This is a genomic window from Pseudoalteromonas sp. NZS11, assembly GCF_015864765.1.
GTDB lineage: Bacteria > Pseudomonadota > Gammaproteobacteria > Enterobacterales > Alteromonadaceae > Pseudoalteromonas > Pseudoalteromonas arctica.
Genome location: NZ_JADYWP010000002.1, coordinates 18234 through 32345, shown reverse-complemented (window position 1 = coordinate 32345; position 14112 = coordinate 18234). Strand labels below are relative to the sequence as shown.

Annotated in this window: 13 protein-coding genes; 3 read left to right on the top strand and 10 right to left on the bottom strand. The window is 40.0% G+C overall.

Annotated elements, in window-relative coordinates; genetic code table 11:
* Positions 1-36: 36 nt before the first annotated feature.
* Positions 37-915, bottom strand: a complete 879-nt coding sequence (locus tag I6E82_RS03945; protein WP_197116825.1) for a LysR family transcriptional regulator — start codon at positions 913-915, stop codon at positions 37-39.
* 121 nt (positions 916-1036) lie between these two features.
* Here I6E82_RS03945 and I6E82_RS03940 point away from each other — a divergent pair, with 121 nt between their 5' ends.
* Positions 1037-2119: a YeiH family protein gene (locus tag I6E82_RS03940; RefSeq protein ID WP_197116823.1), complete on the top strand. Its 1083-nt coding sequence runs from the start codon at positions 1037-1039 to the stop codon at positions 2117-2119.
* 224 nt (positions 2120-2343) lie between these two features.
* Here I6E82_RS03940 and I6E82_RS03935 read toward each other — a convergent pair whose 3' ends face one another.
* The 4 genes from I6E82_RS03935 to I6E82_RS03920 all read right to left on the bottom strand — a co-directional run bounded on the left by I6E82_RS03935 (position 2344) and on the right by I6E82_RS03920 (position 6759).
* Positions 2344-3663 (bottom strand): DASH family cryptochrome, encoded by a 1320-nt coding sequence (locus I6E82_RS03935; protein ID WP_197116821.1) that lies wholly within the window; start codon positions 3661-3663, stop codon positions 2344-2346.
* Positions 3664-3778: 115 nt separating this feature from the next.
* Entirely contained in the window at positions 3779-4117 is a 339-nt protein-coding gene (locus I6E82_RS03930) for a transcriptional regulator (protein WP_197116819.1), read from the bottom strand.
* A 156-nt stretch (positions 4118-4273) separates the two neighbouring features.
* Positions 4274-4981, bottom strand: a complete 708-nt coding sequence (locus tag I6E82_RS03925) for a winged helix-turn-helix domain-containing protein (protein WP_197116817.1) — start codon at positions 4979-4981, stop codon at positions 4274-4276.
* A 50-nt stretch (positions 4982-5031) separates the two neighbouring features.
* Positions 5032-6759 carry a DUF885 domain-containing protein gene (locus I6E82_RS03920; RefSeq protein ID WP_197116815.1) on the bottom strand — a complete coding sequence of 576 codons (1728 nt, stop codon included), beginning with the start codon at positions 6757-6759 and terminating at the stop codon, positions 5032-5034.
* Between the two features lie 228 nt (positions 6760-6987).
* Between I6E82_RS03920 and I6E82_RS03915 the strand changes: the two genes are divergently transcribed.
* Positions 6988-7575: a DUF4202 domain-containing protein gene (locus tag I6E82_RS03915; protein ID WP_197116813.1), complete on the top strand. Its 588-nt coding sequence runs from the start codon at positions 6988-6990 to the stop codon at positions 7573-7575.
* Between the two features lie 41 nt (positions 7576-7616).
* Positions 7617-8120 (top strand): TFIIB-type zinc ribbon-containing protein, encoded by a 504-nt coding sequence (locus I6E82_RS03910; protein WP_197103434.1) that lies wholly within the window; start codon positions 7617-7619, stop codon positions 8118-8120.
* An 80-nt stretch (positions 8121-8200) separates the two neighbouring features.
* Here the strand turns inward: I6E82_RS03910 and der are convergent, their stop codons facing one another.
* The 5 genes from der to ispG all read right to left on the bottom strand — a co-directional run bounded on the left by der (position 8201) and on the right by ispG (position 14108).
* Positions 8201-9667, bottom strand: coding sequence for a ribosome biogenesis GTPase Der (gene der / locus I6E82_RS03905; RefSeq protein WP_024592997.1), 1467 nt, complete (start codon positions 9665-9667; stop codon positions 8201-8203).
* A gap of 74 nt (positions 9668-9741) precedes the next feature.
* Entirely contained in the window at positions 9742-10920 is a 1179-nt protein-coding gene (bamB, locus tag I6E82_RS03900; protein ID WP_007583433.1) for an outer membrane protein assembly factor BamB, read from the bottom strand.
* 10 nt (positions 10921-10930) lie between these two features.
* Positions 10931-11551, bottom strand: coding sequence for a YfgM family protein (locus I6E82_RS03895; RefSeq protein WP_197116811.1), 621 nt, complete (start codon positions 11549-11551; stop codon positions 10931-10933).
* Between the two features lie 19 nt (positions 11552-11570).
* The gene (gene hisS / locus I6E82_RS03890) at positions 11571-12851 is read right to left on the bottom strand and encodes a histidine--tRNA ligase (RefSeq protein ID WP_197116809.1); all 1281 of its coding nucleotides are present in this window, start codon (positions 12849-12851) and stop codon (positions 11571-11573) included.
* Positions 12852-12989: 138 nt separating this feature from the next.
* Positions 12990-14108 carry a flavodoxin-dependent (E)-4-hydroxy-3-methylbut-2-enyl-diphosphate synthase gene (gene ispG, locus I6E82_RS03885; RefSeq protein WP_197116807.1) on the bottom strand — a complete coding sequence of 373 codons (1119 nt, stop codon included), beginning with the start codon at positions 14106-14108 and terminating at the stop codon, positions 12990-12992.
* Positions 14109-14112 lie beyond the last annotated feature (4 nt).

The window sequence follows — 14112 nt, the reverse complement described above, 5'->3', positions numbered from 1 at the left end:
CCATTTTCTTACTCGACTTACAGCTCAGATCAAACATTATTCACTAAATAGGCTTTTTTCGAATGCTTGTGCGGCATGTGAAGAGGGTCTGTCTTTATAGTGTAATTGGTATAATGGTCTTGATAACTCGACGTTATTTGGCTGTTCTAGCCGTGTTAATTTACCTAGCTGTACTAAATCCTCAGTGACTACATTAGGCAATAAAGCAACGCCCATGCCTTGAGTGACGGCCCTTGCTATTGCTTCGTTACTCCCGAGTTGCATACTGTTTTTTGCTGTAATGCCATGTTGCTGTAGTAATTTAACCGAGACCTCTAAAGTGCCCGAGCCTGGTTCGCGCAGTAGCCAAAACTGTTTGTTTAACCATGGTTTTAAGTCTTTCGTGGGCTTAAAGTTACTGGGTATAACGATACTCATTAAATCGTTTTGCCAGTGCTTACTTATAATATGTGGCTCGGTTGGTGTGCCTTCAACCAGTGCTAAATCGATAGTGCATTCTAGTAGGGCGTGCTCAATTTGCGCGGTATTGGCAACTTGTACTTCTACTTTTATATGGGGGTACTGCGCGCAAAAATTGGCTAAATAGGGCGGTAGCCAATAGCTGGCAATGGTTGTACTGGTGCCTATAACGAGTGTGCCGCGCTTAAGCCCTGTGCGTGATTTAATATCTTCAATGGCTGCCTTTTCAATAGCAAAAATACTACGAGCATGATCATACAAGGCTTGGCCGCCCTCGCTTAAGGTAAGTTTTTTGCCTTTAGATGCACGCTCTATAAGTTGTATATTTAGCTGATACTCAAGCTCTTTTAAAGCTTTAGACACAGCTGGTTGGCTTATAAAAAGCGCCTCAGCTGCTGCTGAAAAATTGCCTAATTTAGCAACCGTATAAAACACCCGAAGTGCATGCAAGTTCATTGTGCCTCTCAAATCACATAACCTTAAGTTATCGAATCATGATTTTAATGTATTGGAGTTATATTTTGCGCTTTCTTAAAATGAAGTCAATTAATCACGATGACTTTATTAAGGGATGACTATGCTTAGTGCAATTAAAGATATGCCACAGCTTTTTAGTATTAATACTAAGCAGTATACCAACTCGCGTTGGTGGCTAGGAATACTATTGGTTATTGTTTTAGCGGGTGTTGCTGTTGCGCTGAGTAAGTTGCCGGTAATGCAAAGTGCCCAGTTTAGCTCTTTAACTATTGGTATAGTGCTTGGCATTATTGTGGGTAACAGTGTGTTTTCGCGTATTGCTACGCAAACCGATATAGGTGTTGATTACGCTAAAAGTATTTTACTCAAAGCGGGTATTATTTTATTTGGTTTTAGAATTACCTTTGCACAGGTAGCAGGCGTTGGCTGGAGTGGGTTATTAACCGATATTGTTATGCTCAGCGGTACGTTTATATTAGCAATACAGCTTGGTAAGCGAGTATTTAAGCTTGATGATCAAACAGTAATATTAATTGGCGCAGGTAGCTCTATTTGTGGCGCAGCAGCTGTAATGGCAACCGAGCCTGTAATAAAAGCGCAGGCGCATAAAGTATCAGTAGCGGTGGCAACGGTGGTGGTGTTTGGCACGTTAAGTATGTTTGCCTACCCAATCATGTTTGATTACATGGGACTGAGTGAGCACGCATACGGTATTTTTGTAGGCTCAACCATTCATGAAGTAGCGCAAGTGGTTGCAGCGGGTACAGCCGTAAGCGCCAATGCTGCTGATACCGCCGTTATAGAAAAAATGCTACGCGTGATGATGCTTGCGCCATTTTTAGTGGGCTTATCGTTTTGGCAAAGTAAAAAGCATGCTAAAACAAACAATAACGTGCATGGCGGCGAGCAAAAAGCAGGTATTACGATCCCTTGGTTTGCGGTGTTATTTATTGTGGCAAGTGGTGTACATTCGCTATCAGTTATTCCTCAAGTGGCTACAAGCGCAGTTGTTTGGTTTGATAATATATTACTCACCATTGCGATGGTGGCTTTAGGTTTACGCACACATGTTGGCGCTATTCGCCAAGCTGGTATAAAACCGCTGTTATTAGCAGGCTGTTTATTTTTGTTTTTAACCTTGGGTGGTTACGCTATTAATATGGGTATTGCTGAACTATTTTAAATTTTGTATGAATAACCTGAATTCTGGTTAAGAGATTTAAAAACGCTATAAATAATAACGATATTTAAGCTTGTTTCTCTCTGGCTAGAAATTTTTGTTGAAAACAAGGCGAACTTACGCGTCAATAGCTGGCCTATTGCAAGTAAATTCAACGCAGTTAGCGCTAAAAATAGCTGCTTGAGATAGATTTATTATCCAGAACTCAGGTTAACTAGATTGGCGGCTTAAATTGGCCAATCAACTTCGTTTACATTATCCAGTTGCGTGCTGGAATTTTCATTGCCTTGCCATTTATTAGTGTAAACAGCGTGCGGGTCAAACTGTAACGTTTGTTTTTCAATATTAAAGTGCCTACCGCCACGCGGATCTACGCCTACACCTGCTATGTATTGCCAGTTACCCCAGTTTGCTGCTACATCGTAATCAATCAATTGTTGTTCAAAATAAGCCGCACCATAGCGCCAATCAAGGCTAAGTTCATTAACTAAACAACTTGCTGCAACTTGCCTTGCTCTATTTGATATATAACCGGTCGCATTAAGCTCATTCATAATGGCATTGACTAATGGGTAAGGTGTTGAGCCATTACGCCACGCAGCAAATCGGTTTGGCATAAACGTAGTAAGGGGTTTTGTTTGCTTTTGACCTTTAAAACTAAATAGGTTTTTACCTGCTTTAAGTGCATGCCATTTAAAATATTCTCGCCATAGCAATTCAAATTTAATCCAGTAGGTAGACTCGTTTGTTATTTGGTTATGTTCGTACTGTTCAACGGCTTTATAAACTTGCCGCGCACTTACACAGCCAAAAGCAAGCCAGGTACTAAATTTTGTGGTGTTATTAAAGCCATCAAGCTCGTTTCGAGTTGTTTTATAAGTACTTGGTAGCAAGCCTGAAAAGTATTGCTTTAAATGTGTTTGCGCACTTTTAAGCCCGCCATGCATTACTGCGTTGTTATAATTAGTATGCTCATTAAGCTCAATTGGGTTTGCAGCACATAATGTTATAGGCTGAGGAAGTAAACCTTTAGGCAGAGTTGAGGTTGTTATAGGTATGTTCATCGCCTCTACCTTTTTTTTAAATGGAGTAAAGCTTTTAGGCAGCTCGTTTAAATCAAAAGGGAGGTCGCTTTGTTTAAATAAGGTGTCCTGTTGAGTTGTTTTAAATATGACGTGTGGGCAATGTGCTTTTAGTCGCGCAAGTTGGCGCTGCTCGTATGTTCCAACATGTTCACTGCACACCACTTCGTCAATGTGTTGCTCAGCTATGCGCTGCTTCAAAACACTAACAGGTTCACCCTCAAGTACGTGCAGTGTTTGCCCGCGTTCAATAAGTGCTTGTTGCAGCTCAAATAAGCTTTGCATTAAAAACTGTTGTTTATGCACTCCATATGGCTTTTGTTGGTAGTTATTATTTTTAAACCAATGCGGATTTATTACAAATACAATATCGAGCGCACATTGCTCAGTAGCAAGTTCGCTTAAAATAGGGTTGTCGTCTATTCGTAAATCGTTTTGTAGCCAATATAAAATACGTTTGCTCATAGGTTTGCTCAGGTTTTAAAACTCTAAAGTGGTACGAAGCAAAAGCGGGTGAGGATTAATTTTCGCTTGTATTTAATTAAGAAAGGATGAGCAAGTACTACTTGCTCATATAGGCTTACTTAAAAGATTGAGTTGCTTGGCGTATGTTTTCAGATATATAGGCAATTAAATAAACAAAAACAGTTAGTGGTAAACCAAGTATAAATAAGGCAATTTTGTACTTATTAGCAATAGTTGATTTAGGTAATGTGATTGCAAAGCAAACGCTAATGGCTAACCAAAAGAAAGCTAAAAGTGGTGATATGTTTGATTGAGAGTTAGCTAAATCACAAGTGCCAAATGAAATACTGGCAATAGATGCGTTACCTATTTCTATACACTCGTTGCTGTTGATAAGGCTTAATGTAATTACTGTTATGATTAATACTAGTAATAGAGGTAATAAGTGTTTCATATTTTCTTCCTTAATTGTTTAATTTGAAATGGGTGATGTACACCGCAGTAATAAATTAAAACGTCAGGTAAAAAATAACGATAATAAAGCTGATAGTTAGTTATTACAAAGTTATAACCATGACATAAGTATGGTTATAACTTTTATAAATACTTATTAATCAGTTGCTTGTGTTTTTACTTCAGCAATTAGTTGGTATCCGCGCTTCATTATAGATTTTATATATTTGGGGTTTTTTGTGTCGTTATCGCCAAGGGCCACACGCAGTTTGCTAATAACTCGCCTTACTGCAGTGTCGGTTACAATTTGATTTTCCCATACGTTATTATGTAACTCTTCAAGGCTAACAATTCTTGGTTGTTGCTCTATTAAATAGCTAAGTACTTGCATGCATTTGGGCTCTAATGTGTAGTGGGCATCCTCTTTAATTAAAGACTGCTGCATACCGTCAAAAGTGTACTCGCCAATTATTAGCTGATTCACTCTAGTTTTTTTAATGACGGATTTTGCATAATCAGGGTTAAGTTGGGTTTTATTTTCTGTCGTATTTAAGTGTTTTTTATAAAGCCGAGATACCATCATTCCAGCTAAATTCATTAAAAGAACTAACGGGCTGAGTGGGAATGCACAGAGAAAAAGTAAATATTTAAAACCTATGTGTATATTTGGTTTATTAAGGGTCTGCCCAAATAACACATTTAAAAGCATCCATATAATAAAATAGTAAGTGAGCACAATAGAATCCGTGTGCTCACCACAAACGCCATATTTTACGCCCTCTATGTAGTTTGATGCGTCTAAACAAAAAGCATTTGCTTGGCTGCTAAATAAAATGAGTGATATAAAAATAAGTAGGTGTTTCATTAAAAAGTCCATTTAGAAAGAGGCGGCAAATAATACCGCCTCCTTGAATGTTAAATAGCCGATTTTTGTTTTGCTATCCAATCGTTTATTACGTCTTCTAGCACTTCCATAGGCAGCGAGCCTTGGCCGATTACGGTGTCGTGAAAGCTGCGAATATCAAACTTAGCCCCTAGTTCTTTTTCAGCTTTTGCGCGCAGTTCGCGTATTTTTATTTCGCCCATTTTGTATGAAAGCGCTTGGCCTGGCCATGAAATATAACGATCTATTTGATCCTCCACCGCGCTTTGTGGCAAAGCAGTGTGATCTGCCAAATAGTCAATAGCCTTTTGGCGGCTCCAACCAAATGCATGAATACCGGTATCAACAACAAGCCTCACTGCACGCCACATTTCGTAACCTAAACGACCAAAGTCGCTGTATGGGTCTTGATAAAAGCCGGCTTCTTTACCTAAACGTTCGGTGTAAAGTGCCCAACCTTCGCCAAATGCTGAGTGGCTAAGTGTGCGTCTAAACTGGGGTACGTCTAACTCCATTGCAATGGCGTTTTGTAAATGGTGCCCTGGTATTGCCTCGTGAAGGCTAAGTGCTTCTAAATTATATAATGGCTGTAGTTTAGGTGTTGAGGCTAAAAAGTAAGTGCCAGGGGAGCGGTTATCAGCAGGAGGCATATAAAACGCGCCGCGACTCGCTGAGCCTTTTATTGTAAAGGTGTTACGCGGTAAATGATAAAAGTAGGTTGGTAACTTGCCATACATTTTTTGCGTAATAAAGGCTGTTTTTTCAAGTAAGTCTTGCGCGTCTGTTGCGTAAAATTGCTCGTCGGTTGCTAAAAATTCTAAAAAATCGCTGTAAGTGCCATCAAAGCCTACTTTATCAATAATGTTTTGCATTTGCGTTTTTATACGCGCCACTTCTTTTAAGCCAAGTTCGTGTATTTGCTTTGGTGTGGTATTGGTTGTAGTGTAGTAATTAACTGCATATTTGTAATACTCAAGCCCGCCTTTAACGCTTGAAATACCCGGCTCTGTTCTACAGTTAGGCATGTAATCGTTTTCAAAAAAGTCGTAAAAGTGTTGATAAGCCGGAACTACTTTTGAGCTAATTAAGGCTTTTGCTTTGTTTTGGTATGTGGTCTTTTGCTCTGCTGTAAACGTATTTGGTATACGTGTAAAGGGCTCGTATAAGGCGCTGTTTTCAGGTTGCTTAACTATATGAGCGTTAATGCTCTGGCTGTAATTTTCAAATGTTTTGCAGTAGTGCGTATACCCTAGTTCAATCCCTTCCTTCATCAAGTTAATGTTTTCTTGATTAAAGCGAGGGTAGTCGGCAAGGCTTACTAAAAATGCGTTGTAATCATCGGTTGTTAAAAATGCCATATTAGCTGGTGCTTCTGCAAAGTAAGTATGCCAGCCACTTAAAAAATTTACCTGAAAATACTTATCTTGAAAAAGGTAGCTTTTCTGCTCTGTTTCTCGCTCATATTTAAATAATCGGTAGTTCATTAGTTGCGAGCTGCTCAGCGTTTTAGAGTCTATTTTATTTAAGCTTTTTAATACGCTGTTATTATATGCTTGGCGCTTTGCAATGGCTTGCTCGGTCCAATTTGGTAATGTACCACTGGGTTTCCAACCATCAGGGTCGGTACGAAAAAATATTTTTTCGGCTTTTGCATTTTGCCAATGGTTATCAAGAATGGTTTTTAAATCTGCATTACTATCGGCTGCGCTCGGCAGTGAAGCTACAGCTAAGCAAATAGCTAAAATTGTTTTTTTAAACATATAATTCTCATTTTTAGCGCGTTAATTTTTATTAGTTTACGCACATGTGTCATTTTTGTTTCTAAGATAATAACAAGTTAACTTTACTAATGCGCTTAATTTTATAACCTGTATCTGTTGGTTTTACTTTTTGATTGAACAAATTTCACCGCTGAAGTGAGTGGGGCACTAGTTTATTGTTTTATCAGCGTTTAGAATGATTAAAACTAATTACAATAAAAGACCGTCATGTTTAATAAAGTAATAGCGCTGATTGATGAAGCTAATAACCAAGATCCAAATACTGAGCAGCACAATGGAGAAAGTTTACCAAAAGAGTATTTATACTCACAGCGTATGAGCGAAATGCTAACTCGCTTTAAACCTGATGCCGATGAACTTATGCAAGTTGGAGTGCGTGCGCAACATATTCAACGTTGGAAATCGCCACGTAGTGATTTTGAAATGAATAAGCAGGGTTATCATCAATGGCGCAGTGCACTTTATATATTTCATGCGTCACTAGTTGTTGAATTAATGAAACAAGCTGGGTTTAACGATACAGACCAAAACCGTGTTTATAATGCAGTTGCTAAAAAAGATATTAAGCGCAATCCAGATAGCCAATTAGTAGAAGATGTAGCGAGTTTGGTGTTTATTGAACACTACATGCTTGGGTTTGCCAGTGCAAAACCAGATTACAATGAAGAAAAATGGATTGGTATTATTCGCCGTACATGGCAAAAAATGTCAGATGAAGCGCATGAGTTTGTACTTGCAGGTAATATTAAATTGCCAACGCCACTTGTTGGGCTTATTCATAAAGCGCTTGAATAAAGTAGTGTAAGCTAGGTATTAAAATAAAAAGGATTTTTAGAATGTTATGCCCACGTACAAATGCCTCTCTTGAGCCATTATTAATTGGCGGTATTACTGTTTACACTTCAGTGCAAGGCGGCGTATTTTTTGATAACAGCCAAATTTTTAAGTTTAGCTCGCCAGCGTTAAAGCATGGTCAGGTATTACTTAAACATTTAAGTAATTATATTGAAGGTGAGGGCGATGTCTCAATGCGAGTAAATTGTCCTAAATGCCCAAGTATTGTGATGATGCGCCGGTATTTTTCACCGCTTAAAGTGGTTGAAATAGACGAATGCCCAGGTTGTGCAGGCATATGGCTTGATAGCGGTGAACTGGCAAAAATACACGAAAACCATTTAACACCTAAAGAGCGAAAGCTATTAGCTCATGAAATGGCCACCAATCATGGCTTTATAACTATTAAATCACCTACTTCTAGGTTTACGCCAACTAATAAAAATAAAAGTGCACATGAAACCACCGTTGAGAACTTGGTGCGCTTAGCTTTACTTGGTTTGTAACTCTTAATAACATATTAAAACAAAAACGGCGTACTAAAAAGTACGCCGTTTTTATTGTAATAAACTAACTCTTGAAAAGTTTATTTATTACGGTTTTCTTTAGCAAATGCACGTATTTTACGCTTTTGCGACAGTGTTACTTTATTAACACGACCAGCAAATGGGTTTTCACCTTCTCTAAATTCGATTTTGATAGGTGTGCCCATAATTTTAAGCGCTTTACGGTAGTAGTTCATCAGGTAGCGTTTATAACTATCTGGTAAATCTTTAACTTGGTTACCGTGAATAACAATACGTGGTGGGTTATAACCACCGGCATGCGCATATTTGAGCTTAACACGACGACCACGAACAAGTGGCGGCTGGTGATCGGCTTGAGCCATGTCCATAATACGACGTAACATTGCAGTACTTATACGTTTAGTCGCTGATTCATACGCTTCGTCAACAGACTCGAATAAATGACCAACACCTGTACCGTGTAGTGCAGATATAAAGTGTAGGCGTGCAAAGTCAATAAAGCCTAAACGGCGATCGAGCTCTGATTTAATACGATCTTTAACGTAATCGTCTAAGCCATCCCATTTGTTCACTGCAATTACCAATGAACGACCTGAGTTAAGAGCAAAGCCTAATAAGCTTAAATCTTGATCTGAAATACCATCGCGAGCATCAACAATCAATAACACAACGTTACAATCTTCGATTGCTTGAAGCGTTTTAATGACAGAGAACTTTTCAACTACGTCGCTTACTTTTTTACGCTTACGAACACCTGCGGTGTCAATTAACACATACTCTTTTTCATTTCGAGTCATCGGAATGTAGATAGAGTCACGTGTTGTACCTGGCATGTCGTATACAATTACGCGATCTTCACCCAGTATACGGTTTGTAAGCGTTGACTTACCAACGTTAGGACGACCAATAATCGCAAGCTTTACAGGTTTGTCTGCAAATGCCTGGTGATCGGTATCGCTGTCTTCATCTTCTTCGTAAAGATTAATAAGCTCTTCGTCATCGCCTGTTACGTCTTCGTCTTGTGCAGCTAATTCAGCGATAAGCGGCTGAAGTGTTTGCTCAAGTAATAACGTAATACCACGGCCATGCGATGCAGCAATATGATGAATTTCACCTAATGATAATTGGTAAAATTCAGCACAGTTTGAATCTGCATCAATACCATCGGTTTTATTGGCAACAACAAAACACTTTTTATCTTGTTTACGCAAGTGATTAGCAATTGCTTGGTCAGCTACGGTCATACCTACACGAGCATCTACTAAAAACAGAACAATGTCAGCTTCTTCAATAGCTAGCAGAGATTGATCTGCCATTTCGATTTCGATGCCTTCTTCTGAGCCATCAATACCGCCCGTGTCTACCACGATAAATTCATAGCCATCGTAACTAGCTTGGCCATATTTTCTATCTCGTGTTAAACCTGGAAAATCGGCTACGAGTGCATCACGAGTACGTGTTAAACGGTTAAATAATGTGGATTTGCCCACATTGGGTCGCCCAACTAGAGCGATCACGGGAAGCATAAACTACCTCTTTAAAAAACAACAAAAGGCTTCGCAGTGCGAAGCCTTAAAAAAACCATATGACTATTAGTAACTTAGTTTGGTATTTTTACCATACTAACTTCACCATCACGGGTGTATAAAATTAGCTTATCGTCGGCAACAACTGGCTCAACAAAAAAGCCCGAGCTGTCAAAGTCTTCACGAGATACTAGCTCGCCAGTTTCTTTATTTAGCCAATGTAGGTTACCTTCTTGGTCGCCTAAAGCTAAGTGGCTACCTGCAACTGCAGGGCCTGTTAGGTACCAACCGCGTAGAGCGGGTTGGCTCCAACGTTCAATACCTGAATTTTTATCTAATGCGTAAATAACACCATCGCTATCTACTAAATAAATTGTTTGTGCATCCATCGCAATTTCGCGGTAGCTGCTGTACTCGCGTTTCCATACAACATTGCCAGAGCGAATATCTACAGCGGCTAAGTTGCCGTTGTAAGCTATAGCGTAAGCGTACGGACCGCTAATAAGTGGTTGAGTGTCTACGTCAACTAGGCGTTCAAATTCTGATGCGCCTTTAGCAACCGCAATTTCTGCGCTCCATGCTGAGTAACCACTGTCTGAAATTAATACGCTTAGCTTGCCTGTTTCAAGGCCTACTAATACACCACCGTTAGCAACGGTTGGCGAGCTTTGTCCGCGTAATGTTAGTGGTGGAACTTCTTGTTCAAAGCTCCAACGCTCTTCGCCTGTATCTGGGTGAAGTGCTAACAATTTACCAGAGCCTAAATTTACAAATATTAAGCCATCGCCTGCTGTTGGTTTAGACAGAGATTCGCCTGGTACGTTTTTACGCCAAACTTCTTCACCAGTTTCGCGATCAAGAGCAATAATAAAGCCGTGTTCAGAACCAATATAAATTTTACCATAGGCTTGCAAAATACCACCTGATAATTTTGCATTACCGTTGTCAGCCCAAGGCCAAAACGATAAATCTTGGCGTACATCGGTTTCCCATTTTGTATCGCCATTATCAAGCGAAAGCGCTTCTACTTGGCCTTCGCGGCTAGCAACATACACAGTATCTTTGTAAACTGCGGGTGTTAAACGAGAAAAATAATGCTCTACGCCATCACCTACAGATTCTTGCCAAACAACGTCAGTTTCAAATTGGTTTACAATTTCAGGAAGTACTAGTTCATCTTCATCATCACTTGATGAACAACCCATCAATGTTGCCATACATAGGGCAAGGGCTGCTGTTGTAAATTTTTTCATGCCTAAAACCTTATGCCGCTGGGCTAGTTACTGCTAGGTCATCTAACTTAATTTGTAATAGTGGGTTACTTGTTAATCCACCCGCATCTATTGCTGCTTGGTATGCAGTACGTGCTTGATCTTTATTACCTTGCTCAGTGTAAATATCGCCTTTAAGCTCGGCCACGTTTGCATTGAACGCTTCAGGTAATGGTGCATTTAATGTTGTTAATGCATCGTCATATTTAGTTTGCGCAATTTGAACACGTGCTAAACGTGTAATCGCAATTGCTTTTAATTCTTTATTTGGCGTATTAGACACAACCCAGCTTAGCTTTTCGCTTGCTACGTCTAGTTTTTTCGCTTCTACTGCGTCTTTTGCAGCAACGAATGCAGCAAGTGTTGCGTAGTTTGTGTCTTTATTTTCGCTAATAAACGCATCAGCTGAAGATAATACATCGTCGCTTTCAACAAGCGCTGTATATGAATCTGATGCTTTTTCAGCGGTAGTAATTTGGTTTTGGTTATATGCTTTCCAGCCATATAAGCCACCTAGGCCAACAAGTATACCTAGCGCAAGTGAAATGCCGTTTTCACGGAAAAAGCGTTTAATGGCTTCTGCTTGTTGTTCTTCTGTTGAATAAATATCCATTCTTACCTCTAATGTTCGCTTAGCCGTTAATAAGCTCAGCTAATAGCGCTTTAGCTTGTTCTAATTCTAATGTGACTTGTTCTTTACGCTCGCGTAAATACTTGATGGTCACAACGCCTTTTTCTAATTCATCTTCACCAATAATCACTGCAACAAGTGCATCGCTTTTATCAGCACGTTTTAATTGTTTTTTAAAGTTGCCGCCGCCCGCATGTACCATAACGCGTAAACCCGATACGTCTTTACGTAGTTGCGCTGCAATTGCAGGAGCTTGAATGCTTGCTTTGTCGCCCATTGCTGCTAAATATACATCAGCATTACGACGAATGTCACCTACACACTCAAGTGCTTGTAGTAATAATACTAAGCGCTCTAGACCCATTGCAAAACCAACTGCTGGCGTTGCTTTGCCGCCAAGTTGTTCAACTAAGCCATCGTAACGTCCGCCAGCACATACAGTGCCTTGTGCACCTAAACTGTCGGTTACCCATTCAAATACAGTGCGGTTGTAGTAGTCTAAACCACGTACTAACTTTTCATTAACCGTATATGAGACGCCAGCAGCGTCTAAACGTTCACATAAATTTGCAAAATGTTCTTTTGATTCAGCATCTAAATTTTCAGACAATTTAGGCGCATCAGTTAAAATTGCTTGTACGTCTGGGTTTTTGCTATCAAGTACGCGTAATGGGTTTGAATACATACGACGTTTTGAGTCTTCATCAAGCACATCAATGTGTTGCTCAAGGTAGGCTACTAACGCATCACGGTAATCTGCACGCGCTTCGTTAGATCCTAAAGAATTTAGCTCTAAACGAACGTGGTCAGTAATACCAAAGGCTTCCCATAGTTGCGCTGTTAATAAAATAACTTCTGCGTCTATATCTGCTGTAGCAATACCAAATGTTTCTAAACCAAATTGGTGAAACTGACGGTAACGACCTTTTTGCGGACGCTCGTGACGAAACATTGGACCCATGTACCAAAGGCGTTGTTCTTGATTATATAGTAAGCCATTTTGGTTGCCAGCACGTACGCATACTGCGGTGCCTTCTGGGCGAAGTGTTAATAAGTCGCCATTGCGATCGGCAAAGGTGTACATTTCTTTTTCTACTATATCGGTAACTTCACCAATAGAGCGTTTAAATAAGTCGGTTGATTCTACAATAGGAAAACGAATTTCTTGATAACCGAACGATGCTACTGTCTCGCGTAAAATGTTTTCTACTTTCTGCCAAACTTGTGTATCGCCCGGCAGACAATCGTTCATACCGCGAACTGCCTGAATTTGTTTTGCCACTGATAAATCCTAAATGCTGTTTTTTTGTGTAATGAAAAATGCTTACACAACAAGAATGCTAAAAATTGACCCGCCATTATAGCGTTTTAGCTATAAAGGTAAACGCCAAACACCGCTGTTTGGCGCTTTATGCGGTATTTATTCGACTATTTTTATGTCAATCGGTGTTTGGTTCTGCTTTTTCTCTATAAAGTCGCGTACATAACCTTCAAGCTGGTCAACAATGTTGTTGTTATCAATGCGCGCCTTTTGGCGTTCGCCATTTATATACAAACCAGAACGACGATTTGCACCGGCAAGCCCTATATCACTCACAAGCGCTTCACCTGGTCCATTAACAACACAGCCAATTACCGAAACCGATACCGGTTCAATAATATCCTCTAAACGCTCTTCAAGTTGGTTCATGGTGCTTACTACATCAAACTCTTGGCGTGAGCAGCTAGGGCAGGCAATAAAGTTAATTCCACGCGAACGAATGCGCAATGAATTTAAGATATCAAAGCCGACTTTAATTTCTTGAACAGGATCGGCAGCAAGTGATACACGCAGGGTATCGCCAATACCTTCGGCTAATAACATACCTAAACCTACTGCAGATTTAACAGAGCCTGAGCGCATGCCGCCCGCTTCGGTAATACCTAAATGCAGTGGTTGGTCTATTTCTTTAGCGAGTAAGCGATATGCACCTACAGCTAAAAATACGTCAGACGCTTTTACTGATATTTTAAATTGGTCAAAATCAAGGCGGCGCAATATATCTACATGGCGCATTGCTGATTCTAATAAGGCTTCTGGTGTTGGTTCGCCGTATTTTTCTTGTAAGTCGCGCTCTAGTGAACCGCCATTTACACCAATACGAATAGGAATGTTGTGCTCGCGTGCTGAGTCTACTACGGCTCTAATACGCTCTTCACTACCTATATTACCCGGGTTTATACGCAGGCAATCTACACCGTATTTTGCTACTTTTAAGGCAATACGATAATCAAAATGAATATCGGCAACTAGCGGAATCGTTACTTGCTCTTTTATACTTTTAAACGCTTCGGCTGCATCCATTGTTGGTACTGATACACGGACTATGTCGGCACCTGCATCTTGTATTGCCTGTATTTGTGCAACAGTTGCATCAACATCCATGGTGTCGGTGTTGGTCATTGATTGCACTGCAATAGGGGCACCATCACCAATAGGGACGTTACCTACATTGATTCGGGTGGATTTTCTGCGTTTAATTGGAGATTCTGAAAACATAGCG

Coding starts and splice junctions, on each gene's coding strand:
- I6E82_RS03945 (WP_197116825.1), bottom strand. CDS start 915: ATGAACTTGCATGCACTTCGGGTGTTTTATACGGTTGCTAAATTAGGC.
- I6E82_RS03940 (WP_197116823.1), top strand. CDS start 1,037: ATGCTTAGTGCAATTAAAGATATGCCACAGCTTTTTAGTATTAATACT.
- I6E82_RS03935 (WP_197116821.1), bottom strand. CDS start 3,663: ATGAGCAAACGTATTTTATATTGGCTACAAAACGATTTACGAATAGAC.
- I6E82_RS03930 (WP_197116819.1), bottom strand. CDS start 4,117: ATGAAACACTTATTACCTCTATTACTAGTATTAATCATAACAGTAATT.
- I6E82_RS03925 (WP_197116817.1), bottom strand. CDS start 4,981: ATGAAACACCTACTTATTTTTATATCACTCATTTTATTTAGCAGCCAA.
- I6E82_RS03920 (WP_197116815.1), bottom strand. CDS start 6,759: ATGTTTAAAAAAACAATTTTAGCTATTTGCTTAGCTGTAGCTTCACTG.
- I6E82_RS03915 (WP_197116813.1), top strand. CDS start 6,988: ATGTTTAATAAAGTAATAGCGCTGATTGATGAAGCTAATAACCAAGAT.
- I6E82_RS03910 (WP_197103434.1), top strand. CDS start 7,617: ATGTTATGCCCACGTACAAATGCCTCTCTTGAGCCATTATTAATTGGC.
- der (WP_024592997.1), bottom strand. CDS start 9,667: ATGCTTCCCGTGATCGCTCTAGTTGGGCGACCCAATGTGGGCAAATCC.
- bamB (WP_007583433.1), bottom strand. CDS start 10,920: ATGAAAAAATTTACAACAGCAGCCCTTGCCCTATGTATGGCAACATTG.
- I6E82_RS03895 (WP_197116811.1), bottom strand. CDS start 11,551: ATGGATATTTATTCAACAGAAGAACAACAAGCAGAAGCCATTAAACGC.
- ispG (WP_197116807.1), bottom strand. CDS start 14,108: ATGTTTTCAGAATCTCCAATTAAACGCAGAAAATCCACCCGAATCAAT.